Source organism: Dysgonomonadaceae bacterium zrk40 (assembly GCA_016916535.1).
Classification (GTDB): domain Bacteria; phylum Bacteroidota; class Bacteroidia; order Bacteroidales; family Dysgonomonadaceae; genus Proteiniphilum.
The window spans coordinates 751041-777967 of sequence record CP070276.1; the positions used below are offsets into that span (position 1 = coordinate 751041).

Annotated in this window: 19 protein-coding genes, 1 tRNA gene and 3 pseudogenes; 14 read left to right on the top strand and 9 right to left on the bottom strand. The window is 45.5% G+C overall.

What is annotated here, in order from left to right; genetic code table 11:
* Positions 1–179 precede the first annotated feature (179 nt).
* The 3 genes and pseudogenes from JS578_03300 (at position 180) to JS578_03310 (ending at position 1963) form a co-directional block, all read left to right on the top strand.
* Positions 180–1052 (top strand): AAA family ATPase, encoded by an 873-nt coding sequence (locus JS578_03300; GenBank protein ID QRX64295.1) that lies wholly within the window; start codon positions 180–182, stop codon positions 1050–1052.
* A pseudogene (locus JS578_03305) lies at positions 1001–1279 on the top strand (ATP-binding domain-containing protein). The gene JS578_03300 and the pseudogene JS578_03305 overlap by 52 nt, the downstream one beginning before the upstream one ends.
* On the top strand, positions 1253–1963 hold the full coding sequence (locus tag JS578_03310; GenBank protein ID QRX64296.1) for an HRDC domain-containing protein: 711 nt from the start codon (positions 1253–1255) through the stop codon (positions 1961–1963). The pseudogene JS578_03305 and the gene JS578_03310 overlap by 27 nt, the downstream one beginning before the upstream one ends.
* Positions 1964–2272: 309 nt before the next feature.
* On the opposite strand, the gene JS578_03315 is transcribed toward JS578_03310, so the two are convergent.
* The 3 genes and pseudogenes from JS578_03315 to JS578_03325 form a co-directional block, all read right to left on the bottom strand.
* Positions 2273–3022, bottom strand: coding sequence for a DUF4349 domain-containing protein (locus tag JS578_03315; protein ID QRX64297.1), 750 nt, complete (start codon positions 3020–3022; stop codon positions 2273–2275).
* 140 nt (positions 3023–3162) lie between these two features.
* Positions 3163–4611 carry a transposase gene (locus JS578_03320; GenBank protein QRX64298.1) on the bottom strand — a complete coding sequence of 483 codons (1449 nt, stop codon included), beginning with the start codon at positions 4609–4611 and terminating at the stop codon, positions 3163–3165.
* A gap of 175 nt (positions 4612–4786) precedes the next feature.
* A pseudogene (locus JS578_03325) lies at positions 4787–5290 on the bottom strand (DUF4099 domain-containing protein).
* A gap of 245 nt (positions 5291–5535) precedes the next feature.
* Between JS578_03325 and JS578_03330 the strand changes: the two are divergent.
* The 10 genes and pseudogenes from JS578_03330 to JS578_03375 all read left to right on the top strand — a co-directional run bounded on the left by JS578_03330 (position 5536) and on the right by JS578_03375 (position 20466).
* Positions 5536–7476 (top strand): AAA family ATPase, encoded by a 1941-nt coding sequence (locus JS578_03330; GenBank protein QRX64299.1) that lies wholly within the window; start codon positions 5536–5538, stop codon positions 7474–7476.
* The gene (locus JS578_03335; GenBank protein ID QRX64300.1) at positions 7463–8068 is read left to right on the top strand and encodes a hypothetical protein; all 606 of its coding nucleotides are present in this window, start codon (positions 7463–7465) and stop codon (positions 8066–8068) included. Before JS578_03330 ends, JS578_03335 begins: the two co-directional genes overlap by 14 nt.
* The gene (locus JS578_03340; protein ID QRX64301.1) at positions 8061–9125 is read left to right on the top strand and encodes a hypothetical protein; all 1065 of its coding nucleotides are present in this window, start codon (positions 8061–8063) and stop codon (positions 9123–9125) included. Before JS578_03335 ends, JS578_03340 begins: the two co-directional genes overlap by 8 nt.
* Positions 9115–10374, top strand: a complete 1260-nt coding sequence (locus tag JS578_03345; protein ID QRX64302.1) for a hypothetical protein — start codon at positions 9115–9117, stop codon at positions 10372–10374. Before JS578_03340 ends, JS578_03345 begins: the two co-directional genes overlap by 11 nt.
* A gap of 534 nt (positions 10375–10908) precedes the next feature.
* Positions 10909–11607 carry a hypothetical protein gene (locus tag JS578_03350; GenBank protein ID QRX64303.1) on the top strand — a complete coding sequence of 233 codons (699 nt, stop codon included), beginning with the start codon at positions 10909–10911 and terminating at the stop codon, positions 11605–11607.
* A 244-nt stretch (positions 11608–11851) separates the two neighbouring features.
* Positions 11852–13414 (top strand): type I restriction-modification system subunit M, encoded by a 1563-nt coding sequence (locus JS578_03355; protein ID QRX64304.1) that lies wholly within the window; start codon positions 11852–11854, stop codon positions 13412–13414.
* Positions 13411–14595 (top strand): restriction endonuclease subunit S, encoded by a 1185-nt coding sequence (locus JS578_03360; protein ID QRX64305.1) that lies wholly within the window; start codon positions 13411–13413, stop codon positions 14593–14595. Before JS578_03355 ends, JS578_03360 begins: the two co-directional genes overlap by 4 nt.
* A 56-nt stretch (positions 14596–14651) precedes the next feature.
* Positions 14652–14912 (top strand): annotated as a pseudogene (locus JS578_03365) (KilA-N domain-containing protein).
* Positions 14913–14988: 76 nt separating this feature from the next.
* A complete protein-coding gene (locus tag JS578_03370; protein QRX64306.1) occupies positions 14989–18048 on the top strand; it encodes a type I restriction endonuclease subunit R in 3060 nt (1019 codons plus the stop codon).
* A gap of 9 nt (positions 18049–18057) precedes the next feature.
* Positions 18058–20466 carry a DUF4982 domain-containing protein gene (locus JS578_03375; GenBank protein ID QRX64307.1) on the top strand — a complete coding sequence of 803 codons (2409 nt, stop codon included), beginning with the start codon at positions 18058–18060 and terminating at the stop codon, positions 20464–20466.
* Positions 20467–20475: 9 nt separating this feature from the next.
* Here JS578_03375 and JS578_03380 read toward each other — a convergent pair whose 3' ends face one another.
* On the bottom strand, positions 20476–21798 hold the full coding sequence (locus JS578_03380) for an ATP-binding protein (GenBank protein QRX64308.1): 1323 nt from the start codon (positions 21796–21798) through the stop codon (positions 20476–20478).
* A 231-nt stretch (positions 21799–22029) separates the two neighbouring features.
* Positions 22030–22114: transfer RNA gene (locus JS578_03385), tRNA-Ser, on the bottom strand.
* A gap of 129 nt (positions 22115–22243) precedes the next feature.
* Here JS578_03385 and JS578_03390 point away from each other — a divergent pair.
* Positions 22244–24241, top strand: coding sequence for a DEAD/DEAH box helicase (locus tag JS578_03390; GenBank protein QRX64309.1), 1998 nt, complete (start codon positions 22244–22246; stop codon positions 24239–24241).
* Positions 24242–24304: 63 nt separating this feature from the next.
* Here the strand turns inward: JS578_03390 and JS578_03395 are convergent, their stop codons facing one another.
* The 4 genes from JS578_03395 to JS578_03410 are packed head-to-tail and all read right to left on the bottom strand — an operon-like array spanning position 24305 to position 26922.
* On the bottom strand, positions 24305–24880 hold the full coding sequence (locus tag JS578_03395; protein QRX64310.1) for a 2-oxoacid:acceptor oxidoreductase family protein: 576 nt from the start codon (positions 24878–24880) through the stop codon (positions 24305–24307).
* Positions 24881–24898: 18 nt separating this feature from the next.
* Positions 24899–25660, bottom strand: a complete 762-nt coding sequence (locus tag JS578_03400) for a 2-oxoglutarate oxidoreductase (GenBank protein QRX64311.1) — start codon at positions 25658–25660, stop codon at positions 24899–24901.
* 5 nt (positions 25661–25665) lie between these two features.
* On the bottom strand, positions 25666–25827 hold the full coding sequence (locus JS578_03405) for a hypothetical protein (protein QRX64312.1): 162 nt from the start codon (positions 25825–25827) through the stop codon (positions 25666–25668).
* 12 nt (positions 25828–25839) lie between these two features.
* The gene (locus JS578_03410; GenBank protein ID QRX64313.1) at positions 25840–26922 is read right to left on the bottom strand and encodes a 3-methyl-2-oxobutanoate dehydrogenase subunit VorB; all 1083 of its coding nucleotides are present in this window, start codon (positions 26920–26922) and stop codon (positions 25840–25842) included.
* Positions 26923–26927: the final 5 nt, after the last annotated feature.

Here is a 26927-nt window from a genome sequence, read left to right on the forward strand (position 1 = left end):
TATCTTAATGACCATTACAAAAATACAATATATTTGATTATATCGGTATTATTTGCAAATATATTTATCTTTGTAAAAAACAATGCGAGGATGAGTCCTTTGTTAAATCATTCGCTCCGTAATTGGTTTTATTCCCGAGGTGGATTCTGCACAAGACAGATGACGATTATCTTCTTTATATGCATGACCCGGACCCATATGAATGTGCAAGAGAATTTGCAACCCTAACTTGCAAAAGCCTGTTTATAACCGGTAAAGCCGGAACAGGAAAGACCACCTTTCTGCATCAGTTTCGTGCCGAGACAACGAAGCAATTGGCGGTGGTGGCACCCACAGGCGTGGCTGCCGTCAACGCGGGCGGAACCACCATCCACTCCTTCTTTCAATTGCCATTCACTCCTTTCACGCCAACCCCGGCCGGACGGGAATCGCTGATCGCCCGCATAAAGATGAACAGTGCCCGCCGCAACGTCATCCGTGAGCTGGAGGTACTGGTGATCGATGAGATCAGCATGGTGCGGGCCGATGTGCTGGATGCAATCGACACGGTGCTGCGTCATGTGCGTCACCGTCGTGCCGACCCCTTTGGCGGAGTGCAGATGATTTTTATCGGCGACCTCTACCAGCTGTCACCTGTAGCCAAGTCGGATGAATGGCAGATACTTTCGGAATATTACCAGGGGATTTATTTCTTTCACAGTCGTGTCATGCAGGAAGCACCCCCTGTTTATCTGGAGTTCAACAAGATCTTCAGACAGTCCGACAACGTTTTTATCCGTATTTTGAACGAGGTGCGAAACGATGCCCTTTCACCGGAGGGGTACAGCTTGCTGCAAAGCCGCTACGACCCGCATTTTGACCCGTTGCCCGAAGAGAACTGGATTACCCTCACCACGCATAACGTCAGTGCCGATGCCATCAACAGCACCGAACTGGAGAAAATCACCACGAAGGCACATCTGTTCGGAGCAGTGGTGAAGGGTAATTTCCCGGAGAGCGCATCCGGGATGAGCTTGTTACCGTTCAATGTCCGGATGATGAAGATGAAATAACCGTCTCACCGGCAACCTGGGAGAATATCCGCTACACCACCAACCCGGAAAATCAAACGGCGAAAGAGGAGATCATCGGCACTTTCGAACAGCTCCCCCTGCGACTTGCCTGGGCCATCACCATCCATAAGAGCCAGGGGCTCACTTTCGACAAAGCGATCATTGACGCGGGAAAAGCTTTCTCCCCCGGACAGGTCTACGTGGCACTGAGCCGTTGCCGTTCACTCCACAGCCTGGTACTAAAAAGCCCGATCAACCGATACAGTATCGGGGTGGACGATCAGGTTGTCCGCTTTTCCTCCTCCAAGGCCGAAGTAACAAGGGTTGTAGATGAGCTTCATTCGGCAAAGGAACAATTCAGAACGACATTGCTGCTCCAGTTGTTCGACTTTTCACCCCTTCATCAAATGTCGCGCTCCTGGTATTACGCCACAAAAAAAAATGAATCCTCCTTCAGCGAAGGTACCGCTTCATTTGTGGATGGTATCTCTCAGAAGCTGAACACCGCCACAGCGGATAACTTTAGCGTGGAGGCATATTACAAGGCAAGGAGCCTGTTCAGGAAACCGACTTTCGCGATCACCTCCTACAGTCGCGACAGCACGGGAACACAACTCAAATCAATCCACCCGGATCTGCTGAGCGAACTGGTTCAACTGCGAAACAAGATCAGCAAAGAAGAAAATATGCCGGTTTACATTGTCGCATCGGTGAAAACGCTTGTGCAGATGGCCGATTATCTGCCCGAGACAGAAAAGCAGCTGCTTCAGATCGACGGTTTCGGAAAAATAAAGGTGAAACGTTACGGGGCACAGTTTCTTGAACTGATCACCGGTTACATCACAACCTACGACATTGAATCACGGATGATTCATTTCCCGGAGACCAAAAAGAGGAAAAAGAAAAAATAACCTTGCCGGGAGATTTTTACGACAGTTGTTCCCATATATTATTTTTTACCTTGAGTTTTGAATAAAGCCCGTGGACTTTTCGGCAATTACTGTTTGACAGCGATATGGCAATACATTCCGGTATGATACCCTTCAATATTGGGGATGGAAATTTGCAACCGGCAACAGTTACACAGGAATACCTTGGCATGGTTTGGGCATGACCAAATCCACTGCCTCTCCAAAGCCTCTCCAGGGCCTCTCCAAAGCCTCTCCAATAAAAATTGGAGGGGCAGACACCTTGGTCTTGCCCAATATACCCTTTATAGGTTATTTTCGCCTGCTTCTCATCTTATACTTTCTCCAGACATAATAAATCAGCACACCGATTATCCAGATTGGCCAGATATGGATGAGGAAGAGGAAAAAGTCGACAAGTCCGAACCACCCTTTGGAGAGCGATTGCTTCAATCGTTCTGTGAACTTGTCCCGATTTTCCGGGCTGTATTTGAAATTCTTTTGTGTTGATATGGTTAAATCGAGGGTACTGTAATCAACCTGGTCGCTCAGATATTTCAGTTGGCCTGTTGCGCTCTCAATTTCCTCTTCCAGGGCGCGAATCTTCTCTTCAATCTCGAGTATCTCCTTGATGCTGTTTGCTTTCAGCAACAGGTCGTTGTACCGTTTCAGGTAGTTCCGTTTGTTCTCCAACCTTGTTTCCAGGTCGATAAACTGATCGGTCACGTCGCGCGCATTGATCTCCTTGATAAGAATCTCGCCATCACCGGTCTCGATATCAGATATAAACCGCTCGAAGTGCTCACTTGGTATCCTGATATTAAGATGATAGGATGTTTCCCAATCGGAATTGATCAGCCGCTCGCTGGCATAATATCCTCCATGATGCTGAACGATGGTATCAACACGCACTTTGGTGTTTTCAAGATCTGACACCCGCAGCCCCAGGCGCCCATCTTTGATGATCTTCTTTTTGATCACCTCCTGCTTCGCGATTGCATCGATCGGGGGAGCCGATTCATTGTAGGATCGTCGTTCGACGATCATCGTCTCTTCTTCCATCGTCGCGTCAGCAACTTTGCCGGATTGATTCTGATGGCATGAAACCAGGAACAATGCTGCTAAAAGCAATGTGATCCTGCATGCCGGGGCGTAGATTTTTGTGAAATGGCGTATACTTTTTATTCAAGTTTCGCAAGTTGCTAACTTGCCGATTTTAGTTCATAAAAGTTGATAAAGTGAGCCAGATTATCCGATTTATTAATGATTGCATCGAAGATCTCTTCCTCTTCAATGGAGAAGATCCCGGTCATGATTTTCACCATTTCGAGGATAATACCCCATATCCTCTCCGTTACGGAGAGCTCCATGCCAGAGTGTTGCACATCCCTGAAGATTCCGCCAATGGTCTCATAACTGGTAAACCTTTTGGCCAGGGAAAGCAAATTGTATTGCAAGGCCGTGATCGTGGTTGCGGCAAGCTGTGCAGCAAAGTTCCGGGACTGGCACTTGCCCATACCCAGCAATCCCTTGGTTTCCTTGAAGAAGACCTCGAGGGACCAGCGCATGGCATAGATCCGATAGGCTTCCAGGAACTCCAGGGAGAGGTTGGTCGTCATTATTCCATTCCAGGACTCCTTTTTTCTCTTCACAAAATAGAGACGTACATCTGTGCCCGCAAAGCGAACGTCAGCGGTAATATACTGACAGCCAATCTTGCGGCTCCTTTTGGCTTCACCCCTGGCTTCAAGCAGATTGATCAGTGCCCGGGCGGTGAGTTCCTTCCCTTCAAAACCGTACCTGGTAACTCCCTTCTTCCCGATCTTGATCATACCCAGGTAATGGCACTTTATGTGCCTGGCACGTATGAAGCGAATCACCTCCGAGCAGGTGAACCAGCTGTCGGCAAGCAGGTAGTCAAAGCGGATGCCCTTGTTAATGGCTCGTTTTATCATGGTTGTCATCAACTGGATCTTGCTCTCCCCGTACTCTTTTGCCCGCGTTATAACGGGGGAGGCTTCATCTCTATCCTTGGTAAACCGCGATTCGAGCTCCTTGTCGCTCATGCTGAAGTTGTTCTTCTTGCCCTTCTCCCCGAGGATGGCGAAGTCGAGGATGAACTGGCTCTTGCCATCCGTGATGCCCAGAAAGAGAGATTTGAAACCAAGGATCGCCTTGTGTCCCAGGTGAGAATACACCCTGCCGATGTTTTCAATACGCTTTCCCGTCTTGGGAAAGTCGGTATCGTCCACCATCAGGCACACAGTTTGATGCTTGTGGTCACTTCTCACGCGAACCTTGTTCCATATTTGAATGGTGAAGTGGTAGAGTATCTTGCGCCAATCATAAATTTCGTTGTTCACAAAACGGTAGAAAACATCCTTTTCGCAGCCAAAGAAGCCGCTTAAGGATGATCGACAATAATTGTAAGGATTCTTGATCATGAAACAGGGGAACATAATCAGCAACTCGAGCACCTGCAGCAGGGAATACTTGCTGTTGCATTTGCTCCTGCTCCCGAAGAGGACCTTTTCCGACATGTTGAAACCTTTTAGCATATCCGTCAGGGTAAAAAGGGCACTGTTTGAATCATCTTTCTTGAAAAAAACGCTGATTTCTGATAAAATGGAGTTACTTTTGTATATCGGCATAGGGCTGTTAGTATTTTTGGTTTTGACGCTTAAATATACTAATAATCTGTGAATTACAGAAGCCTCTATGCCGTTTTTTTATGCGATTTTTTTTACTGAATTTTTACTTGCGAAACTTGAATTAATATTATTTTTTAATGATACTTGTTGTCTAAGATTCGGGGGTAATTATATATTTTTCAAGTTGTTCCTTGGTTATACCCAAATTTTTCAGGGAATCCCAGTCTATTTTGTTGGGGTCGATGAAATACTTGTTTGTATCGGCTGATTTCTGTTCCTGTGTCGTGGTTTCCTTCGGACTTTCAGGTTTCAAGTCTTTCGGTTCGATACGGATTTTATCAAGCATTTCATCCGCTGCGGGTGTGGGATTCTTAATGTTTCCCTGAATAACCTTCGCTGTTCTTTCGACTTCTTCGGGTGCTACTTTGAAGAAGCTGAAACGGGTTGGGTCTTTCAACTGGCGGAAAAAGTTCTTCAAAAAATTTTCAAGGGCATTGCCCTGCTTATCAACTTTCAGGAAATCATTGTTATGTTCCTGCTTTGCTGGAACTGTTTGCAGTCCCCCGTTTTCATCAATACCCTTCACGGCATTAATTGTTTTCTTTTCCTTGTCAAAGACAAGTAAAATGTCCATCATCTGTTCATCAGAACCGGACTGGCTGTTTGAATTTACATCCATGACTTTTAGTTTTAATGTTGAATAAATCGTTTATCGAGTTAAAAGTACAGATGAAATAGAGTATATATTAGGATATGGCGTTAGGTGTCGCAGGTTGGCTTTATTTGTCTTATATTTCTAATATACAGATGAGTTACCACACACAATATCCTTATAAAATGATGTCAATCTAAATGCTTTTTGTATCTTTGCTCCGCTATTTTTATCAATATTTTTATTATAGCAAAACGTAAAGGATTGATACTATGATACTACCTAAAATACAAGAGATAGTAATTAATGAATTTACATTATACAAACTCAAGTCTGAAATCGTTCTTGATATGAACGATGGAGTATTCTGTCTTGCGGGAGCAAATGGTCTAGGAAAGTCTACATTTATTTCCATACTATCTTATGCTTTAACTGGAATTGTGGTAGACCCTAAAAGGAACTTTTCTTCGGTGAATTCAATCCCTAAATTTTTCAAAAACAATGAAAAATTTGCATCTTCTTACTTTAATGGGCGGATTGATGAATCTAAAAGGGAACTTGCAGATGTTTCTATCAAGTTTAATATATCTAATTTTCTTTACCAAATAAAACGGAACTTCTTTGATGCTTCCGGGCTTATTGAGTTTTCCAGAGTAGATATAGATACTGGTGAAGAAACAATAGACCAATCTTTAACATCTTATGGTTTATTATCTCAATATAAGGATTTATTTGCTAGGGATATAGGCGTTACAACTTTTGAGCAATATGTCTTTTTGCAAAATTTTGTGCTTACTTTTGATGAGAGTAAGAAGCTTATTTTCTGGGATGATTCTATAATGAATCGTGTTCTTTATTTGTTTTTTGGTATTGATGCTCAAAAAGCTGACATTGCGGATGATTTGAGAAAAAAAATAGCAAAGCATGAATCTAATATGCGAAATCTGCAATGGAATATAACTCAAAACTCAAGATTGCTAAAAGAGTTGATGTCTACAGCAACATCTAATTCTGATAATGCGGAAACAATTGAAGCTACAATAACTCAATTAGAGGAAAAAGAAGAACTATTAACCCAACTACATGAAGCTTTACAAACCAACCAATCTCAAACAAAAAGTTGTGAGCTTAACCTTAGTAATGTGTCATTAAAAGTATCGAATTTGAAAAAACAATATGACGATGCTTTTAATAATATGTATAATGTAGATATTCCAATTGAGAAAGACCAGCAGATAGTAAGTGTATTGCGAAAAATATCAAAAAAGATATTAAATAATGAAGATGTTACACTGGATTTTGAAGAACTTAAATCTCGGATAAAATCTGTTAGTGAGAGTCTTCGGTCAAATGTAAAGAATAACAATCTTGAATTGTTAAAATCTATAGATAAAGAAATTCAACAAATGCAAAATGAGTTGAACGAACTTGTTTTAAAGAAGGAGCGTTTAGCAAAAGAATATATTGAGATAAGTGCACAAATAAATGAAGCGACTGAATTTGTTGAAAAATTCAAAATAGAGAATGAGCAAATAATCATTCAGGCATTAAAGCTTAAAGATGATGATATAAATAAGCGTATAGAAGCTTTAAAGAGCATAATAAATAAAGACGAATTAAAAAAAGAAGAAGATACCAAAATAAGAGACCTAAGTAAAATAGAGCTTGGGCTTATAGAAAAAGAAATCCGAAAGAATTATCATAGTGCAGAAGAGCGTTTTCTACCTATTTTTAAAGGATATGCCAACAGTTTCATTGGATTAGATATAGATGTAGAGCTTAAATCATCGAGTAAAGGTATTGGCTTAGTTTTGAAAGTAAACAATACCGAAAGGACTGAACGTTTTCAGTTGTCGGAGAGCCAGCAATACTTCATAGACATTGCATTAAGATTTGCTTTGATAGAATTTACATCATCCCCAAATGCGTTTATGTTGATTGACACACCGGAAGGGTCTTTGGATATTGCTTATGAAAGTAGAGCAGGAAAGATGTTCGCTGATTTTGTCTTAAAGGGATATGATGTTGTTATGACGGCTAATATAAATTCCTCCCAACTTCTATTGCAAATGGCAAAAAAGTGTAAACGAGAAAAGATGAAAATTGAGCGTATGACTAATTGGACTATATTATCGACAGTACAACAAGAGGAACAAGATGTCATAGAGGATGCATTTAACAAAATAGAGGCCGCATTAGATGGAAACAATTAACCCATTTGCTATATACGACACCTTATTTGTTGGGAATAAATTGCAACGATTTATCGGTGATTTTAATTCTTCGGAAGTGCAATTGTTTTGCTATTTTTCTTGCTTGCTATCTCTTTATGAGGGAAATCCGACTTCTTTCTGGGGTTATAAATTTATTAAGAATGATTTAGGGGTTCCTCTTTCTAACGATGTGTATACAGCTCTTGATTGCTTACTTCGGAATAATGAATTGGCTAAAGCTGATGATTATTACAAAATCACTAATGAAGGAGTCTTAAAATGCAACGCATTATCTGAATTTGGTCGATTTGAAAACAGGAATAAATACTTAGAAGCATCGTGTGAAAGCCTATTAGCTCTTCCTATTGGGTATATTAGAAATTCGATAAATAATGAGCCGATTGTTAGAGCGGCAAATAATTCTTCTATAAGAACCTTAGTTGATGAAGACAATGGAGCTGTAGCTTTACTATATGAGCAATTTGAACTATTAAAAGAAGCTATTGACAGTAAAGATTCGGATTTATTTGTTCCGGCTGTTACTTGGTTAAAATACCTTCAATTACCAAAAGGAGTAAATCAGAATGCTTAACAAAGAACGAGATATTAAGGCAATTAAAGAATTGCTGTCATTAGATTATACATCTTGTATACTTAATGAATACGGAAATGATGGAATTGATAATCTAAAAGTTGTATTAGAGATTATTCCGACTATTTTCAAATTTGTCCATCTCCGTAATTTTTCATCTGTTATCATCCTAAAATCTGATAACTACGACTTATCGGAGCGAATACCTAACTGTTCAAATATTCAAAATTTTTCGCATTTGGGTAGTTTCAATACAGACAAATTAGTTATACAAGTTAAAAGTATAGATGAAGTTTTGGTTTCTCCGTCCGATGTAACAATAGCAGATATAATATCAACTGATTTTGTCTATCAGTATACCCCACAAAAGGAAATGTTCCATACGAAAACTATGACTTGTGAACTGCCTAAAGTACCCGGAACTGATAGTTGTTTTGCTGTTTCTACATTTAAGTCTTTAGAGGAAGCTTTAACCCATTATAAAACAACAGTAGTAAAGAATGCTGATTGTTTACATATAAAAACAGCTCTACATTCGAGTGAGCGTATTTTCTTTAACCCCCATCCAGAATACTTGCTAAGAGATTCAATGGTCTATTTCTTAAAGGCTAGGCTAAGGGGAGAAGGGTTAGAAGTTAGACCAGAGCAAGTAGTGGACACATCTCATCCAGTAGATGTGAAAGTTACATGGGGTTTTACGAACCATATTGCGCTCATAGAAATTAAGTGGTTAGGAAAATCATTTAATAGGGTAACCCTCACGTTTACATCAACTTATACTGATAGTCGGGCTAGAGACGGTGCAAAGCAATTAGCAGAATATTTGGATGAAAATGCGGTGCAAGTACCTAATCATAATACAATGGGATATTTAGTCGTGTTTGATTTAAGGCGTAAAGCAACCAAAACAAATACTACTCAAATAACAGTTGCCGATGGTCATTGGTATGAGAATCAGGAAATAGAATACAATCCTAAATATCATGAGATTAGGACAGATTTTGCATCTCCGATAAGAATGTTTATAACCCCTCAATGTATTCCCAATGAAAATTAATGAGGAGTTTCTACTTAGAGATAAAAATGTATCAACTGCTGGAGATACAATCAATGCAGCCCGCCATAGGTGGTATTATTATAAAGAAGGATTTTCTCCATCTTTAGTCGAAAATGCGATTGAAACCTTAGGGCTAACTTCATCTGACTTAATAATTGACCCGTTCAATGGAAGTGGCACTGTGACACTTACCGCAGCAATGAAAGGAATAAAGTCATTTGGTTTTGAGGTAAACCCTTTTACCGCTTTTATCGCAAAAACAAAAGTTGAGAGTGGTAATATTACCACCTTTGATAATGCCTGTAAAGATGTTTTATCGGCTGCCAACAAACAAAAAAAATCTCCACTTCTTACTTTTTCTACCTTTTCTGAATATTCTAAAAAATCCAAATGGTTATTTAACGCTGATGTTTTAAATTCGTTTGAAGGCGGAATATCTACCTTAAACAAGGTAGACGACAATAATATTAAAGATATTTTGAAGCTGTCTTTAATAGGTTCAGTCATGGACAATTCAAATGCTAGAAGAGATGGCAAGTGTTTGAGATACAAAAACCATTGGCAAGAACTGAATTTTGATAAAACATCTTTTATTAAGTCATTAGAAAAACGATTAATTGCTATTCGGGAAGACTTAATTAACGATGCAGAATTAAGAGACCCAAAAATAATCTGTGGTGATTCAAGAACTGTAATTGAGCAAGAATTTTCAGAAAAGTTTTCCCTTTGTATTACCTCTCCTCCTTACTTAAATACTTTTGATTACACAGATATATATAGACCTGAGTTATTTTTAGGACAATTCATAAATTCAATGAGTGAATTGTATGATTTACGATTAACTACTGTTCGTTCTCACGTACAAGCAAAATGGACAAAACCCCATCAAAAAAATTTTGGAACCCTTTATGATGTTGCAGTAAACGAAATCCTCCAAAGACGTGAGAATCTGATGCATAAGGATATTCCCCTTATGATACAGGCTTATTTTGAGGATATGCAAAATATCCTATCTGTATTAAGAAGTAAAGCAAAAAATAATGCAGAACTATGGCTTGTTGTCTCCACATCTGCTTATGCAGGAATTGAGATACCTGTAGATATGATTATTGGAGAAATAGGAAATAAGGTGGGCTGGTATCTTAAAGATATAGGTGTTTTGCGATATTTGAAAAAGAGAAAAAGTAAATATAGTGATGAAATCAATCAGTTAAGAGAGAGTGTTGTAATATTTACAGCGTCAAAATAATTTCAAAACCATTTTAATAAATGGTTCTGAAAAATTAAACTGACTCTTCCCCCTTCACCAAATGCTGTAACTCCGGGTCGTTTTTGATACGTTCCACTTCGTCAATGACAATCTGCTTTACATCCTGTTTTATCTTGTCATAATTAGTCGGCCCTTAAAAAGCATTCAATAGTCTATAATACAGTAAAATAGTCGTTATTTTTCTTGGTTATATCTGCAAGTTTTCGTAAATTTGAGATATAAATCCTGCAGAAAATTATGCTGGCAAAACAACAGGACCGGTCACAACACTCATTGTTCTTTTCATTGGACAGCACATTGAATCATAAGCACCCGCTATTCATTCTGGCCAATAAAATTGATTGGGAGAAGTTTAGTGTAACAGTTTTGCTCAATCCCGAACAGACAGAAACGAACTTAAAAAATTAATCAATAAATCTCCCTATTTTCCGCCAGTAACCTGGCAAGATAAGGCCCTTGAATTGCTATGTGGTCCTGATGACGAAAATAGTTAAAGACAAAACATTTAACGCTATGAAAAATCCGTGGTCTGAGTTTTTACATAATCCAAAACAAGATTATCTGATACTGAATGATGATAGAATAGTAGTTGACCGGTTCAATGAAAATGCGAAAGAAGAATACCGTATACACACTGAAATAATGCCTGCTCCATTTATGGGGGATGTGTTAGATTCACCTGTTTTACTTTTGTTGTTGAACCCAGGGTTTGACGAGGAGGAGGAAAGAAAGGATTATTACAAACTTTTCAGGCATTACTGGGAAAAAGAGATTCAACATGAACATCCTGTTCCTGGTTTACCTCTTTTTTGTTTAGAGGATAAATACACCCAATTTTCAGATTATTGGAAGAAAAGGCTGAGATTTCTGATAGAAGCTACCAGCAAAGAAAAAGTTGCACAAAATATTGCTCTGGTACAGTTTTTCCCATATCATACCAAGAAATACAAACCCATACCCAAGAGAATCTCTACAGATTACCTGTCTTCACAGCAATATAATTTCCACTTGGTTGAGAAAGCAATCAAAAGAGAGGCCACAATCATAATGTTAAGAGGAAAAAAACAATGGTGTGAAGCTGTTCCCTTACTAAATGGACACAATAATGTAAGCTTTACGAACAGTTACCTAAATACATATTTATCAAAAGGCAACCTGAAGAATTTTGATGAGATTGTCGACAAGATAAATGCAAGCATAATAGCTAAATAATGGATCTCATCTTCAATAAACAGATGAAGGTGTAACCTTCACTATTTGTTTAAGCTCCCAGGTTTAATCCTCTCTTATTTTGTCTTTGTGCAAACATAATCTGAGACATCGTTAATTTTGTTGGTCCTGTTTTTTTAAGGGCAGGTAAAACAGGGGGCATCTTTCATTAACATATTCCCGAATTCACCAACGTCTTATTGTTTATTTTGTCTAAATTTGTGACAAAGAACAATTACATCAATCCATGAGCAAAGAAAAAGAAAGAGAAGAGCTGCACCGTGCCATTTGGCAAATAGCAAATGACCTGCGCGGATCTGTAGACGGTTGGGATTTCAAATCATATGTACTCGGTTTCTTATTTTACAGATTTATCTCGGAGAACCTGACAGCGTACCTCAACAAGGAAGAGCATAGGGCAGGTAACGAAGATTTCAACTATACCGATATTTCAGATGCTGACGCTGAATATGGAAGAATCGATACCGTGAAGGAAAAGGGGTTCTATATTCTCCCTTCCGATTTGTTTGTGAATGTCTGCAAGGATGCTCGTAACAATCCCAATCTGAACGAAAAGCTGAGCAACGTGTTCAAGAACATCGAAAACTCCGCCAAAGGCTTTGACAGTGAGGAGAGTCTAAAAGGATTGTTTGATGACATTGATGTGAACAGCAACAAACTGGGAGGCACGGTCATCAAGCGAAATGAACTGATTGTAAAGATACTGGAAGCGATAAGTTCTTTGACCCTGGGCGACTTCAAGAAGAACACCATCGACGCTTTTGGCGATGCCTACGAGTTCCTGATGAGCATGTACGCAAGCAACGCAGGTAAATCGGGTGGTGAGTACTTCACCCCACAGGAGGTTTCTGAGTTGCTGGCAGAGATCACCGTGGTGGGTAAGAAATCAGTCAACAAGGTATATGACCCCGCCTGCGGATCCGGGTCTCTCCTGCTGAAGTTCGCCAAGGTGCTCGGCAAGGACAAAGTCCGACAGGGTTTTTATGGTCAGGAGATCAACATCACCACCTACAATCTCTGCCGCATCAACATGTTCCTTCACGACATCAACTTCGAGAAATTCAACATCGCGCATGGCAACACGCTTACAGACCCCAAGCACTGGGATGATGAGCCTTTTGATGCCATCGTCTCCAATCCGCCATACTCTACCAAGTGGGACGGTGACAACAACCCGTTGCTCATCAACGATCCACGCTTCTCACCTGCCGGCGTGCTGGCTCCCAAGAACAATGCCGACCTGGCATTCACCATGCACATGCTCAGCTGGCTCTCCACTTCCGGGACAGCTGCCATTGTAGAGTTCCCCGGGGTCTTGTACAGAGGTGGTGCAGAGCAGAAGATCCGCAAGTACCTGATCGACAACAACTACATTGATACGGTGATACAATTACCCCCTAACCTCTTCTTCGGTGTGGGGATCGCAACCTGCATCATCGTGTTGAAGAAGAGCAAGCAGGACAACAAGACACTGTTCATCAACGCATCCAATGAGTTCGTGAAATCGGGGAACAAGAACAAGCTGACAGAAGCCAATCAGCAACGCATCCTGAATGCATTTAAAGAGCGCAAGGATGATCTCTATTTTGCCACGCTGGTCAACAATACCGATGTGGCTGCCAACGACTACAACCTATCGGTGACCAGTTATGTTGAACAGGAAGACACCCGCGAAATCATTGATATCACCGCATTGAATGCCGAGATCGCGGAGATCGTGGAGCACCAGAATCAGTTGCGTGCTGAGATTGATGCAATCGTTGCCGAACTTGAAGGAGATGCGGTATGAGCAGGATTGAACAACTGATCGCTGAACTTTGCCCGGATGGGGTGGAGTGGAAAGAGTTAGGGGAAGTCTGTAGTATATTTGATGGTACTCACCAGACTCCACATTATACTAATGAAGGGATTAAATTTGTTAGTGTAGAGAATATATCATCTTTGTATGAGACTAAAAAATATATCTCAAAGGTGGATTTTGATAAATTGTATAGAGTTAAACCACAATTGAATGACATATTCATGACTAGAATTGGCACAATTGGTGCCTGTGCAATAGTTGATAGAGATGATGATCTTGCCTTTTATGTTACACTTACATTGATTCGCCCCTTTCAAAATATTGTGAATTCTAGGTTTATTAAATACATAATTGAGAGTTCTATAGGGCAAAAAGAATTAATAAAGAGGACATTAGTGTATGCAGTTCCAATTAAAATCAACTTAGGGGAAATTGGCAAAATCAAAATCCCCATCCCCCCTCTCCCCATTCAGCAGGAAATTGTAAGAATCCTGGACACCTTTACAGATCTGGATGCTGAACTACAAGCCGAACTCGAAGCCCGTAAAAAACAATACGAACACTATCGTAACCAACTGCTGAATTTTGAAGGGAAAGAGGTGGAATGGAAGATGCTAGGAGATTTAACCGATTTCATGAATGGTAAAGGTCATGAAAAAGAGATTGTTGAGAACGGTAAATATATTGTTGTTAACTCAAAATTTATTTCAACGGATGGAACTATAAAAAAGTATTCTAACAATCAATTAAGTCCAATTTATATTGATGACATTCTAATAGTAATGAGTGATTTACCTAACGGTAAAGCATTAGCAAAATGCTTTTATGTTGAAAAAGATAATGTTTATACATTAAATCAACGTATTGGCAGATTGTCTGTGAATTATAAATATGAAGTGACTCCAAAATACATTTTTTTTATTTTGAATAGAAATAAACAGTTGTTGAAATATGATAATGGTTCAGACCAGACCAATCTTAGAAAGAATCATATTTTAGAAATCAAAATCCCTATCCCCCCACTTGCTGAACAAGAACGCATTGTATCTATCTTAGACAAGTTTGAAGCACTGGTGAATGATGAACTGCCTGCCGAGATTGCAGCCCGCAGGAAGCAATACGAGCATTACAGGGAGAAGTTATTGACGTTTGAACCATTGGTCAGTTAGTTTAATTAGGGCGAATGTGCCAAAAATAATCAGTTATCATAAATCACTGAAGAGGTATGGCAAAAATAAATGTTCAACAAACGGATGTCACCATTCTGAAAATTAACGAGGACGATTATATTTCGTTGACCGATATTGCCAAATTTAAAAGCGATGATCCGACTGCCGTCATAGCCAATTGGATGCGTAATCGCAATACCATTGAATATTTAGGCATTTGGGAAACCTTATACAATCCGGATTTTAAACCCCTCGAATTCGAGGGGTTTAGAACACAAGCCGGTTTAAATGCCTTTACATTCCCGCCTCAAAGATGGAGTAATGCCAACCTTTTGCCATTGCACAAATGAATGTTTTACAGGAAGTGGAAAAACGCAAACTATTGAAATAAAGATGAGCCAGTATAACCTTGTAGTCGAGAATCCTGAAAGCACCGTTGTATCGGAGTACCTGCCGAGGGTGCACAAAGAATCGGCCTATCAGTCGGAGGCTGCTCTCGAGAAGTCTCTCATCGAGCAGCTGCGGATGCAGGCGTATGAATACCTTCCCTTCAACACCGAGAAGGAACTGATCCAAAACCTGAGGAGTCAACTGGAACAGCTGAATGATTATGAGTTCACAGACCCGGAATGGGAGCAGTTTTTCAACAGCAGGATCGCGAACAGGAACTACGACATTGAGGATAAGACCACCATCATTCAGGAAGATCACATTCAACTGCTCACGCGTGACGATGGCACCATCAAGAACATCTACCTGATCGACAAGGAGAATATCCACAACAATCGCCTGCAGGTGATCAACCAGTATGTGGACAGTGATAAAGACCAAGCCAATGAATCGGATCCCGGTCGTGCGCATCGTTACGATGTCACCATCCTTGTAAACGGTTTGCCCCTGGTGCACATCGAGCTGAAACGGCGCGGCATTGACCTGAAAGAGGCTTTCAATCAGATCAACCGCTATAGCCGGGAGAGCTTCTGGGCTGGCAGCGGGTTGTTTGAGTACGTGCAACTCTTTGTCATCTCTAACGGCACCTACACCAAGTACTACAGCAACACCACGCGCTTCTCGCACATCAAGGAGCAGGAGAGCAGCAAACCAAAAAAGGGGAAGCAGAGCAGCCACAGCTACGAGTTTACCTCCTGGTGGGCAGATGCCAGCAACCGCCCCATCACCGACCTGCTGGACTTCACCAACACCTTTTTTGCCAAGCATGCCATTCTCAACATCCTCACGAGGTACTGCGTGTTCACTTCGGAGAAACTGTTGCTGGTGATGCGCCCCTACCAGATTGTCGCAACAGAGAGGATCCTGGGTAGGATTAACGTTTCGCACAATTACAAGAGCTTCGGAACAATCAAGGCGGGCGGGTATATCTGGCACACTACCGGCAGCGGGAAAACGCTCACATCTTTTAAAACGGCTCAGTTGGCGAGCAGACTTCCCTTCATCGACAAGGTGTTGTTTGTGGTGGATCGCAAGGATCTTGACCATCAGACCATGATAGAATACGACAAGTTTGAGAAGGGGGCGGCCAACAGCAACACCAGTACTGCCAAGCTGAAGAAACAGCTGGAGGACCCAACTGCACGCATCATCATCACCACCATCCAGAAGCTCTCCATTCTTGTGGGTAAGCACAAGAACCACCCGGTTTACGGAAAGCCTGTGGTGATCATCTTCGATGAGTGCCACCGCTCTCAGTTCGGGGAAATGCACCTTGCCATCAAGAAATCATTCAAGAAGTATTACCTCTTCGGATTTACCGGTACGCCCATCTTTGCCGTGAACGCGAGCAGAGGCGGCAGGATTGACCTGAGCACCACGGAGCAGGCTTTTGGCGACAAGCTCCACACCTATACCATCGTGGACGCCATCAACGATAAGAACGTGCTGCCCTTCCGGATTGAGTACATCCGTACCATGCGCGAAGAGGAGAACATCAAGGATGTGAAGGTGTGGGACATCGACCGCGAAAGGGCATTGGCATCGCCTGAGAGAATCAAAAATGTGGTTGCCTACATCCGTGAGCATTTCGATCAGAAGACCAAGAGAAATAGTTTCTACAAGCTGAAAGACCGACGCCTGGCTGGGTTTAATTCCATATTTGCCGTCACATCGATCGATGTGGCTAAGAAATATTACACCGAGTTCCGGAGACAACTGGAAGGCTTGCCGGGCGACCAGCAACTGAAAGTGGCCACGATCTTCAGCTATGCTGCCAACGAGGATGTGGATGGGATCCTGGGGGATGAGAATCCGGAGGATACCACCTTGCTTGACCAGAGCTCCCGTGACTTCCTGGAGGCTGCGATGCAGGATTACAATGCCATGTTCAAGATGAATTTTGACACTTCGAGTGACAAGTTCCAGGGTTATTACAAAGATGTATCGGAAAGGGTAAAAAACAGGGAGATTGATTTGCTGATCGTGGTAAACATGTTCCTGACGGGATTTGATGCCACCACGCTCAACACGCTGTGGGTGGACAAGAACCTGCGCCTGCACGGGTTGTTGCAGGCTTACTCACGCACCAACCGCATCCTGAACTCCGTGAAGACCTTCGGCAACATCGTCTGCTTCCGCAACCTGGAAGAGGCCACCAACGAGAGCATCGCTCTCTTCGGGGACAAGGATGCGGGCGGCATCGTGCTGCTGAGAGCCTTTGAGGAGTATTACAACGGCTACAACGACGGTGAGAAGGTTGTGAAGGGTTATGCTGAGCTGGTGGACGGGTTGCTGGATCACTTCCCCGTGGGGCAGATAATCATCGGGGAGAAGAATCAGAAAGAGTTCATCCGTCTCTACAGTTCGATCCTCAAGTTTCGGAACATTCTGACCACCTTCGATGAGTTTGAGGAGAGGCAGATCCTGACGGAGAGGGATGTGCAGGATTATCACAGCATGTACATCAACCTCTATCACGAGTTCCGCAACAAGGAGCGTGGCGACAGCGAAAACATCAACGACGACATCGTGTTTGAGATGGAGCTGATCAAGCAGGTTGAGATCAACATTGATTACATCCTTGAACTGATTAGGCAGTACCATGAAGGCAATTCAAAGGACACCGAGATCATCGTCAAGATCAACAAGGCGGTAGGCTCCAGCCTGGAGCTGAGGAGCAAGAAAGACCTGATAGATCAGTTCATATCATCACTTGCCCCGTCAAACGACGTGGATGAGAGCTGGCAGTCGTTCGTGGAAAAGAAGAAGCGGGAAGAGCTGGAACGCATCATCGCTGAAGAGAACCTCAACAAGGAGGAGACTTTCCGATACATTGAGAGCGCATTCCGCGATGGCTACGTGCAGGAAACGGGAACAGCCATCACCAGGGTACTTCCCCCGGTATCACGCTTCACTCCTTCAGGTGAAAGATCACTGAAACGGGAGACTGTGCTCTCCAAGATCAAGGAGTTTTTCCAGCGGTTCTTCGATATATCAAGTTAATGATTTCACATGAAAACACAATTACAAATCATCATCGTTGCCATAGCTGTTTTATTGGCAGGCTGTTCGGGCACGAATCAGCAAAGTGAAGAGTTTGAACGGAAACAGTTGTTCGACTTTGACTGGAGGTTTCATCTGGGTGATCTGCAGGAGGCTTCGTCGGCAAGCTTCAATGACGACGACTGGAGGCTCCTTGATTTGCCCCACGACTGGAGCATTGAGGGTGATTTCGATGCGCTTCATCCGGCAGGGAACGATGGGGGCTATTTGCCCACGGGGATTGGTTGGTATCGGAAGAGTTTTAAAGCGCCTTCCGGGTGGAGGGACAAAAAGATTTCTGTCTACTTTGAAGGGGTGTACGAGAACTCGGAGGTCTTCATCAACGGTGCCTCACTGGGTGTGCGCCCCTATGGGTATGCCTCTTTTCTCTATGACCTGACACCTCACCTGAAAGCGGGCGAAGAGAATGTGATTGCCGTCCGCGTGGACAATGCGAATCAGAAGAACTGTCGCTGGTACTCCGGGTCGGGCATCTACAGGCATGTCTGGCTCATCGCAACAGATAAAGTTCACATCAGTCACTGGGGCGTGGGGATTGCCACTCCGCAGGTGAATCGGGATGAGGCGCTTGTGGAGATCACGACGCTTGTGAAGAATGATGCGGACGCTCCTCAAAACATAATCCTCTCGACAAAGATTAAGGGCGAAGGGAGCGGGGCTGAAACGCAGATAGCAATTGAACCGGGGGATGAGCAACAGGTGGTGCAGCGCATCGAAGTAAAGAATCCTTCGCTCTGGTCGCCGGAGTCTCCCACCTTGTACCAGGCGGAGGTGGAGATCATACAAGACAACAAGGTCATCGACAGAACAACGCATTCTTTTGGAATCAGAACCATCGCATTCAACAGCAACGAGGGGTTTTTGCTGAATGGGGTACCGGTGATCCTGAACGGGGGCTGCGTGCACCATGACAATGGCAGCCTGGGCGCTGCTGCATACGACAGGGCTGAAGAACGGAAGGTGGAGTTGCTGAAGGCTGGCGGCTTCAACGCTGTGCGCACTGCGCACAATCCGCCCTCGGAGGCTTTTCTGGATGCGTGCGACAGGTTGGGGCTCCTGGTGATTGATGAGGCTTTTGATGGCTGGAAAGCGTCTAAGAACAGACACGATTATTCACAACATTTCGATGCGTGGGCGAAGCGCGACATGCAGGACCTGGTGCTACGCGACAGGAACCATCCTTCTGTGATCATGTGGAGCATCGGGAACGAGGTGATTGAACGTACCGAGCCGGCGGCTGTGGAGATTGCGGAGATGCTGGCATCGAGCGTGAAGGAGATTGATGCTACCCGCCCCGTGACATCCGGGATGACTACCTGGGGCCAGGGTTGGGAGGTTTTTGATTCGCTGATGGCCAAGCATGATATCTGTGGATACAATTACCAGCAGTGGCGTGCGCCGGAGGATCATGTAAGGGTGCCTGAGAGGGTTATCGTGGGTACTGAATCTTATCCACGGGATGCTTTTTCGATGTGGAAACTGGTGAGCGAGCACAATTATGTGATTGGTGATTTTGTGTGGACGGCCATCGATTACCTGGGTGAGTCGGGTATCGGGGCTTATTATTATCCTGATGAGGATTTTTCGGAGCATTGGGTGAGCAGTCGCTTCCCGTGGCACGGGGCTTACTGCGGCGACATCGACCTGCTGGGATGGAGAAAACCTGTCTCGCACTACAGGAGTATGTTGTATAACGACGATGAGAAGCTCTACATGGCCGTGAGGGAACCCAATCCTGACGAGGGGGATATCAGGCTGACGGAATGGGCTGTGTGGCCTACTTGGGAGAGCTGGACTTGGCCGGGGCATGAAGGAAAGGATATTGAGGTGGAGGTTTATTCGAAGTATCCGGCTGTGCGGCTTTATGTGAATGATGCTCTTGTTGGTGAGAAACAAACCGGGGTGGCGGAGGAGTTCAAGGCACTGTTTACGCTTCCCTATGCTCCCGGCGAGATCAGGGCTGTTGGCATTGAGAAGGGTGAGGAGAAAGAATCGACGGTGCTGCAGACGGCCGGTGTAGGTGAAACGATTGCTTTATCGGCAGACAGAAATGAAATCATTGCCGATGGGCAAGACCTTTCTTACATCACGGTTCATATCACGGATGAGAATGGGTTGATTGACCCCAATGCTTCCAACAAACTGGCGTTCGAAATTGAGGGGCCCGGGCGTATCGTGGCTGTGGACAATGCAAACCTGAAGGACAGCAGCTCATATGTCTCGAACAGCAGAGATGCCTGGAAAGGGAAAGCATTGGTCATTGTGAGAAGTACCGGGGATGCGGGGGTGATCTCCCTGAAGGTGACATCGCCCCACCTGAAAGGTTCCACCATCACGATTCAAACGATTGGGCGGTAAAGACACTCATCACATATCTTCCAATCCCAGACATCTTGTTTCAATGCTGTACCTTGGAAGTAGTTTGTGTTTCAAATGTGCTACTTTTGATGCCAGCAGTTCGGGTTTGAAATTTTTCTTTTGTCGTTTTACTTCAGCAACAACTGCTTGGTTTTTTTTCAGCTTCAACGCTACGATGTCTATTTCATTTTGATTTTCCTTTGGCTCCCAGTAAGAACCGATTATCCTGTATTCCATACTTTCAGCAAATTGTTGTTTGAAATATAGTTCCAAGACCTTACCTGAAAAGGTTGGATAATCAGCTTTTACAATGGCTTGCAATGCGGCATAATTTTTAATTTCTATCAATGAACGATGCCGGTCGAAATAATTGAACCAAAAGCGGATGAAATTATCCTGTATCTCATAGCGAACAGTTTGCGCGTTCTGTTTTGAAAGTATTGGACGCTGACGCTGAATGATATTGTAATCTTCAATAAGCCTCTTTAACTGTCCGCCAATACTTTTGTTCCCCAATGCTGATTCAATTTCCGGTTGGGTGTTGATTCCACCGGATATGGCACTTAAAATTGAAAAATAGGTTGCGTAATTTTTACCGAATTCTTCTATCAACAAATTTTTTCCTTCATCTGTAAACGAAGAATTTTCACGTACCATAAACGCTATCATTTCATCTACGCTCAAACTCCGGTTGTCGCAAAAAAGTTCCACATACTTTGGAACACCTCCTGTAAAAGCATAGAGTGCCAGTAAATCGTCATTGTGATAGTTCGGCCTGTAATCATGCATAATTTCTTTCAAGGTGGATATGTCGAATGCCGACAACTTGATAATGTTGTCGGCCCTGCCGAACAATGGCTCTTTTGCGTTTTGGAAAATTTTTTGCATCAGAGAAAAAATAGAGCCCGAAACAATTAAATTCATTCGTGATTTCTTTCGGTATTGATCCCAGATGTTCTGCATATCACTGTATAGAGATTCATTGATATTATAAAACTCTTGAAACTCATCGATGATAAGGTTGAAAGGTGTCTTGATCGATAACTCCATCAAATATTGAAACAATGAACGAAATGTGCGGATTTCTGCCGGAACAAATGTATTCAAAGATTGTGAAATGATTGGAATGTATTCAGCACATAAAGTTGCTTCATTTTTACGACCTACAAACAAATAAACCGATGGGCTCTTTTCAACCGACTTGATGATCAGACTGGTTTTGCCAATACGCCTTCTTCCTGTCACTACGGTCATTCGCGAATAATCATTAAACGACAATGTTTGTATGCGCTTTAATTCATTTAACTCATTGATTCTGTTGTAAAATTTCATACCTCTTATACTTTGTTACAGCCGTAACAGTTACGGTGGTTACAAAGATATAGATATATTTTTATAAACTCGATATGAAAAAATAAAAAGTTACCGGAGGTTTTTCATGCAGGAAGATTGTTATTCAGAAACGACATCAGTTCATCCCAAAAAGGGCATAAAAAAAATCCCGCAAAACATGGGTTTTACGGGATCTGCAATGGCTTGCCAACTTTTGTTCTTGGCTTTCTGCGGAGAGAGAGGGATTCGAACCCCCGGAACCTCTCAGTTCAACGGTTTTCAAGACCGCCGCGATCGACCACTCTGCCATCTCTCCTTGCATTTGCTCAAATGCGAGTGCAAAGGTAGAATAATTTCCCGATCAAAAAAATATTCACGTCATTTTATTTCACTTTTTACAAAACCAATTATTCATCGTATCTTTGTCAAAAATAAGCGACTATAGATGTTATTTACCGATCTACCCCTCTGCGATTCCCTGTTGGACGGATTGCAGTCAATGAACTTTAAGGAAACTACCCCGGTACAGGAACAGGCGATCCCTGTGATCCTGCAGAAAAAGGACGTAATAGCTTGTGCCCAGACGGGTACCGGCAAGACTGCAGCTTTCCTGCTGCCACTACTTAACAACTTACAGACGGAGAGTCACGATGATCACAAGGTGAAAGCCATCATCATGGCGCCCACACGCGAGCTGGCGCAACAGATTGACCAGCAGATGGAGGGCTTCTCCTACTTCACTCCCTTCTCGTCGGTGGCCGTCTACGGCGGCAACGACGGCGAGGCGTGGGACGTGCAGAAAAGGGGTCTGACAAGCGGCGCCGACGTGGTGGTGGCCACCCCCGGAAGGCTCCTCTCACACATCAACCTCTACAACATCGATTTCTCGGGCGTGAAGTACTTCATCCTCGACGAGGCGGACCGCATGCTCGACATGGGTTTCTTCGACGACATCATGAAGATTGAGAAACTGCTCCCCAAAGAGCGACAGACGATCATGTTCTCGGCTACCATGCCCCCCAAGATACAACAGCTGGCGAAGACCATCCTGCGCGATCCGGAAGAGATCAGCATCTCAATTACCCGCCCGCCGGATACCATCATGCAGTCGGTCTACCTCTGCTACGAACCGCAGAAGATGCAGATCCTGCGCCAACTCTTCAAGGAGAAGAAGCCCAGGAAGGTGATCCTCTTCTCCGGATCGAAGATGAAGGTGAAGGAGATTGCCAAGCTGCTGAGTGGCATGGGCCTCTCGGCCGGCGAGATGCACTCCGACCTGGATCAGGCGCAACGCGACAGCATCATGCACGAGTTCCGCAACGAACGGGTGGACATCCTCGTGGCGACCGACATCGTGGCGCGGGGGATCGACATTGATGACATCACGCTGGTGATCAACTTCGAGGTTCCTTACGACGTGGAGGATTATGTGCACCGCATCGGACGTACCGCACGTGCGGGCGACACCGGCATGGCGATCACCTTCGTATCTCCCGACGAGCAGTACCGCCTCCAGCAGATAGAGCGCTTCCTGGAGAAGGAGGTATACCGCATCCCCCTGCCGGAGGGCATGGGCGAGGCTCCCGAGTACAACCCTTCCCGCGAATCGAGAGGTCGCGGCAGAGGTGCCTCCGGCCGTTCCGGCAAGGGGGGCAAGCGCGAGGGCGGCAAACGTCGTGAGGATGGTTCCGGCAAAAAGGCAGAGAGAACGGAAAGAACAGAAAGAACGGAAAGGGCTGACGGCACCGAAAGGGCTGAGAGACCGGAAAGAAGCGGCCGCGGCAGGAAACCGAAGAAGGCGGAGGGTGCAACACCGGGCGACGCTGCTCAGGGCGATGCTGCCGCACTGCAGGCGGAGGCTGCAACACCGGGTGGTGTGACCGCTGCAGGGGATGCTGCCACCGGGGATGCCGCTGCAACGGAACAGAAACCACGCAGGAAGAACAACAACCGCCGTAAGAAGCGGAAGCCGCAGGGCGATGCCGCTGCGAATGCGGGCGAAGCTACTGAAAGAGGGGATGCTCCGCGTCAGGAAGGCGACAGGGAAAGAAAGCCTCGTCGCGAAGGGGATGCTCCCCGCAGAAGAAAGCCCCAACGCCCTCGGAGCGAGGGTGAGAACCCGCAGGAAGGCGGCGAACGCGCTCCCCGCAAGGAGGGTGAGGGCGGCAACCGCAGAAGAAGCAACCGTGCTCCGCGCGAAGGGGGCGAAGGTGCTCCACGCCGTGAACGGGGCGAGAAACGTGAAGGGGGTAGCCGTGAAGGCCGCAGGACCGAGGGTTCTGACCGCCCGCGCAGCAACCGCCCGCCGCGCAGGAGCGAGGGCTCCTCAACAGACAGGGGCACCGGCAGGCCTGAACGCCCTGTGAAGAAGAAGCCGGCGGAACAGGAACAGAAGACGAAGAAACCGGGTATCCTCTCCTGGCTCTTCGGCAGGAAAAAGTAAACAAGCAAGCGGGGCTGACCAATGGTCAGCCCCGCTTCATTTACGCTCTGCGATCGGCTTATTTCAATGTGCCTGTGTGGCGGCCACTGTGGCCACTTGCTCATGCTCCACGATCTCCATGCCGCGCAGGATGGCCTGCTCGTTCATAGGAAGGAGCTTATGATGCCGCTCGGGCAGGGACTTCTTCAATCCCTTCATCACGTTCTCCAGCTGCACCATGGGAGAGATGCGGAGCAGCCCGCCCAGGATGATCATGTTGAACACCTTGGTGTTGTTCATCTTCATCGACTCATCCATGGCGTTGATGCGGTAGACGTTGATATCCTTGCGCTGTACGCTTTTGTTGATGCCGTAGCCGTCGTAGATCAGCACGCCCCCGGGCTTCACCCGCTCTTCAAACTTGTCGAGCGAGGGTTGGTTGAGCACGATGGCGATGTCGTACTGGTTGACCACCGGCGAGCTGATGGGGCGGTCGGAGATGATGACGGTGACATTCGCGGTGCCGCCGCGCTGTTCGGGTCCGTAGGCGGGGAACCAGGAGACCTCCTTGTTCTCCATGATGCCCGAGTAGGCCAGTATTTTACCCATCGACAAGACGCCCTGTCCGCCAAATCCTGATATAACTATTTCCTGTAACATGATCTTCGTTTCCTGGGGTTAAATATTCTTCAAATCGCCGATGGGATAATAGGGGAACATGTGCTCCACCATCCAGTCGTTGGCCGCTGCGGGGGTCATCTTCCATCCTGCATTGCAGGTGGAGACCACCTCCACGATGGAGGTGCCCTTGCCGGCCAGGGAGTTCTCGAACGCAAGCTTGATCAGCTTCTTGGTCTTCCTCACCACGGCGGCGGTGTGCACGCTGGTGCGGGTGGCCAGGCAGACGCCGTTGAGCAGCGCCAGCATGTCGAGGATCTTGAGGGGGTTGCCCATGGTGGCTACGTTGCGACCCTCGGGACTGGTCGATGTCTTCATATCGCTCAGCGTAGTGGGAGCCATCTGTCCGCCGGTCATCCCATAGATGCCATTGTTGATGAAGATGATGGCGATGTTCTCACCCCTGTTGGCGGCGTGAATGGTCTCTGCGGTGCCGATGGCGGCAAGGTCACCGTCGCCCTGGTAGGTGAAGACCATCCGGTCGGGCAGCAGCCTCTTGGTGGCGGTGGCCAGCGCGGGAGCACGTCCGTGGGCGGCCTCCTGCCAGTCGATATCGATGTACTTGTAGGCGAAGACGGCACAGCCCACCGGAGCGATGCCGATTGTTTTTTCCTGCAGTCCCATTTCGGCGATCACCTCGGCGATCACCTTGTGCACCACGCCGTGCGAACAGCCGGGGCAGTAGTGCATATGATTGTCGTTGAGCAGTTCGGGCTTGGCATAGACTAGGTTCTCCGGTTTTTTTATTGTTTCAATGTCCATGATGATTATTTTTTCGAGAATCGATAGATGAGATAGAAGAGGATGGCAGCGCCCCCGAAGTACCAGGTGAGCTGCATGTTCCTGTCGGATGAGAAGTAGACCACGATGGTGGCGATGAATGCCAGCATGAACAGCAGCAAGAAGATATTTCTGTATTTGAGATCCATGACGTATGGGGTTTAGCTGATCAGTTTTTCTTTCAAGGCTTCCAGTACGCCGTCGGGGGTGGGAATGATGCCACCCATGCGGCCATAATGCTCGACGGGAACTACTCCGTTCACCGCCAGGCGCACATCTTCTACCATCTGACCGGCATTCAGCTCCACGGAGAGCATCCCCTTCACCTGGTCGGCATAGCGACGTAGCTCTTTCGTGGGGAAAGGCCAGAGGGTGATGGGACGCAGCAAGCCAACCTTGAGTCCTTCGGCACGCGCCAGCTCGATTGTCTTCATGCAGATGCGTGCAGCAGATCCAAAGGCTACCAGCAGGTAGTCGGCATCGTCGCACTGCACCTCCTCATAGCGCACCTCCTGCTCTTCGATGACACGGTACTTGGCCTGGAATCGTTCGTTGTTCTTTTCCATCATGGCTGAATCGAGCTCGAGGGAGGTGATCACGTTGGGTGCCCGGTCGGCTGTCTTGCCCAGTGTGGCCCAGGGACACTGCTCACGTACCTCCTGGTCGGTGCGGCGTCTGCGTTGTTCCGGCAGCCGCACCTTCTCCATCATCTGTCCAATGACACCGTCGGTGAGGATCATGGCGGGGTTGCGGTACTTGAAGGAGAGCTCGAAGCTGAGCGCCACGAAGTCGGCCATCTCCTGCACCGAGGCGGGGGCCAGCGTGATGAGGCGGTAGTCGCCATGTCCCCCACCCTTCACGGTCTGGAAGTAATCGGCCTGCGAGGGTTGGATGGTGCCCAGACCGGGACCGCCGCGCTGCACGTTGACGATGAGCCCGGGCAGTTCTGCACCGGCCATGTAGGAAATGCCCTCCTGCTTGAGGCTGACACCGGGACTGGAAGAGGAGGTCATCACATACTTTCCGCAGGCGGCTCCGCCGTAGACCATGTTGATCGCGGCTACCTCGCTCTCTGCCTGCAAGACCACCATGCCGGTAGTCTTCCAGGGGGCTTGCTCCATCAGTGTCTCGATGACTTCCGACTGGGGTGTGATGGGATAACCAAAGTAGCCATCCACACCATAGCGGATCGCCGCATGGGCAATGGCTTCATTGCCTTTCATCAATTGAATTTCTTCTGACATAATTG

Coding starts and splice junctions, on each gene's coding strand:
- JS578_03300 (QRX64295.1), top strand. CDS start 180: ATGCATGACCCGGACCCATATGAATGTGCAAGAGAATTTGCAACCCTA.
- JS578_03315 (QRX64297.1), bottom strand. CDS start 3,022: ATGGAAGAAGAGACGATGATCGTCGAACGACGATCCTACAATGAATCG.
- JS578_03320 (QRX64298.1), bottom strand. CDS start 4,611: ATGCCGATATACAAAAGTAACTCCATTTTATCAGAAATCAGCGTTTTT.
- JS578_03330 (QRX64299.1), top strand. CDS start 5,536: ATGATACTACCTAAAATACAAGAGATAGTAATTAATGAATTTACATTA.
- JS578_03335 (QRX64300.1), top strand. CDS start 7,463: ATGGAAACAATTAACCCATTTGCTATATACGACACCTTATTTGTTGGG.
- JS578_03340 (QRX64301.1), top strand. CDS start 8,061: ATGCTTAACAAAGAACGAGATATTAAGGCAATTAAAGAATTGCTGTCA.
- JS578_03345 (QRX64302.1), top strand. CDS start 9,115: ATGAAAATTAATGAGGAGTTTCTACTTAGAGATAAAAATGTATCAACT.
- JS578_03350 (QRX64303.1), top strand. CDS start 10,909: ATGAAAAATCCGTGGTCTGAGTTTTTACATAATCCAAAACAAGATTAT.
- JS578_03355 (QRX64304.1), top strand. CDS start 11,852: ATGAGCAAAGAAAAAGAAAGAGAAGAGCTGCACCGTGCCATTTGGCAA.
- JS578_03360 (QRX64305.1), top strand. CDS start 13,411: ATGAGCAGGATTGAACAACTGATCGCTGAACTTTGCCCGGATGGGGTG.
- JS578_03370 (QRX64306.1), top strand. CDS start 14,989: ATGAGCCAGTATAACCTTGTAGTCGAGAATCCTGAAAGCACCGTTGTA.
- JS578_03375 (QRX64307.1), top strand. CDS start 18,058: ATGAAAACACAATTACAAATCATCATCGTTGCCATAGCTGTTTTATTG.
- JS578_03380 (QRX64308.1), bottom strand. CDS start 21,798: ATGAAATTTTACAACAGAATCAATGAGTTAAATGAATTAAAGCGCATA.
- JS578_03390 (QRX64309.1), top strand. CDS start 22,244: ATGTTATTTACCGATCTACCCCTCTGCGATTCCCTGTTGGACGGATTG.
- JS578_03395 (QRX64310.1), bottom strand. CDS start 24,880: ATGTTACAGGAAATAGTTATATCAGGATTTGGCGGACAGGGCGTCTTG.
- JS578_03400 (QRX64311.1), bottom strand. CDS start 25,660: ATGGACATTGAAACAATAAAAAAACCGGAGAACCTAGTCTATGCCAAG.
- JS578_03405 (QRX64312.1), bottom strand. CDS start 25,827: ATGGATCTCAAATACAGAAATATCTTCTTGCTGCTGTTCATGCTGGCA.
- JS578_03410 (QRX64313.1), bottom strand. CDS start 26,922: ATGTCAGAAGAAATTCAATTGATGAAAGGCAATGAAGCCATTGCCCAT.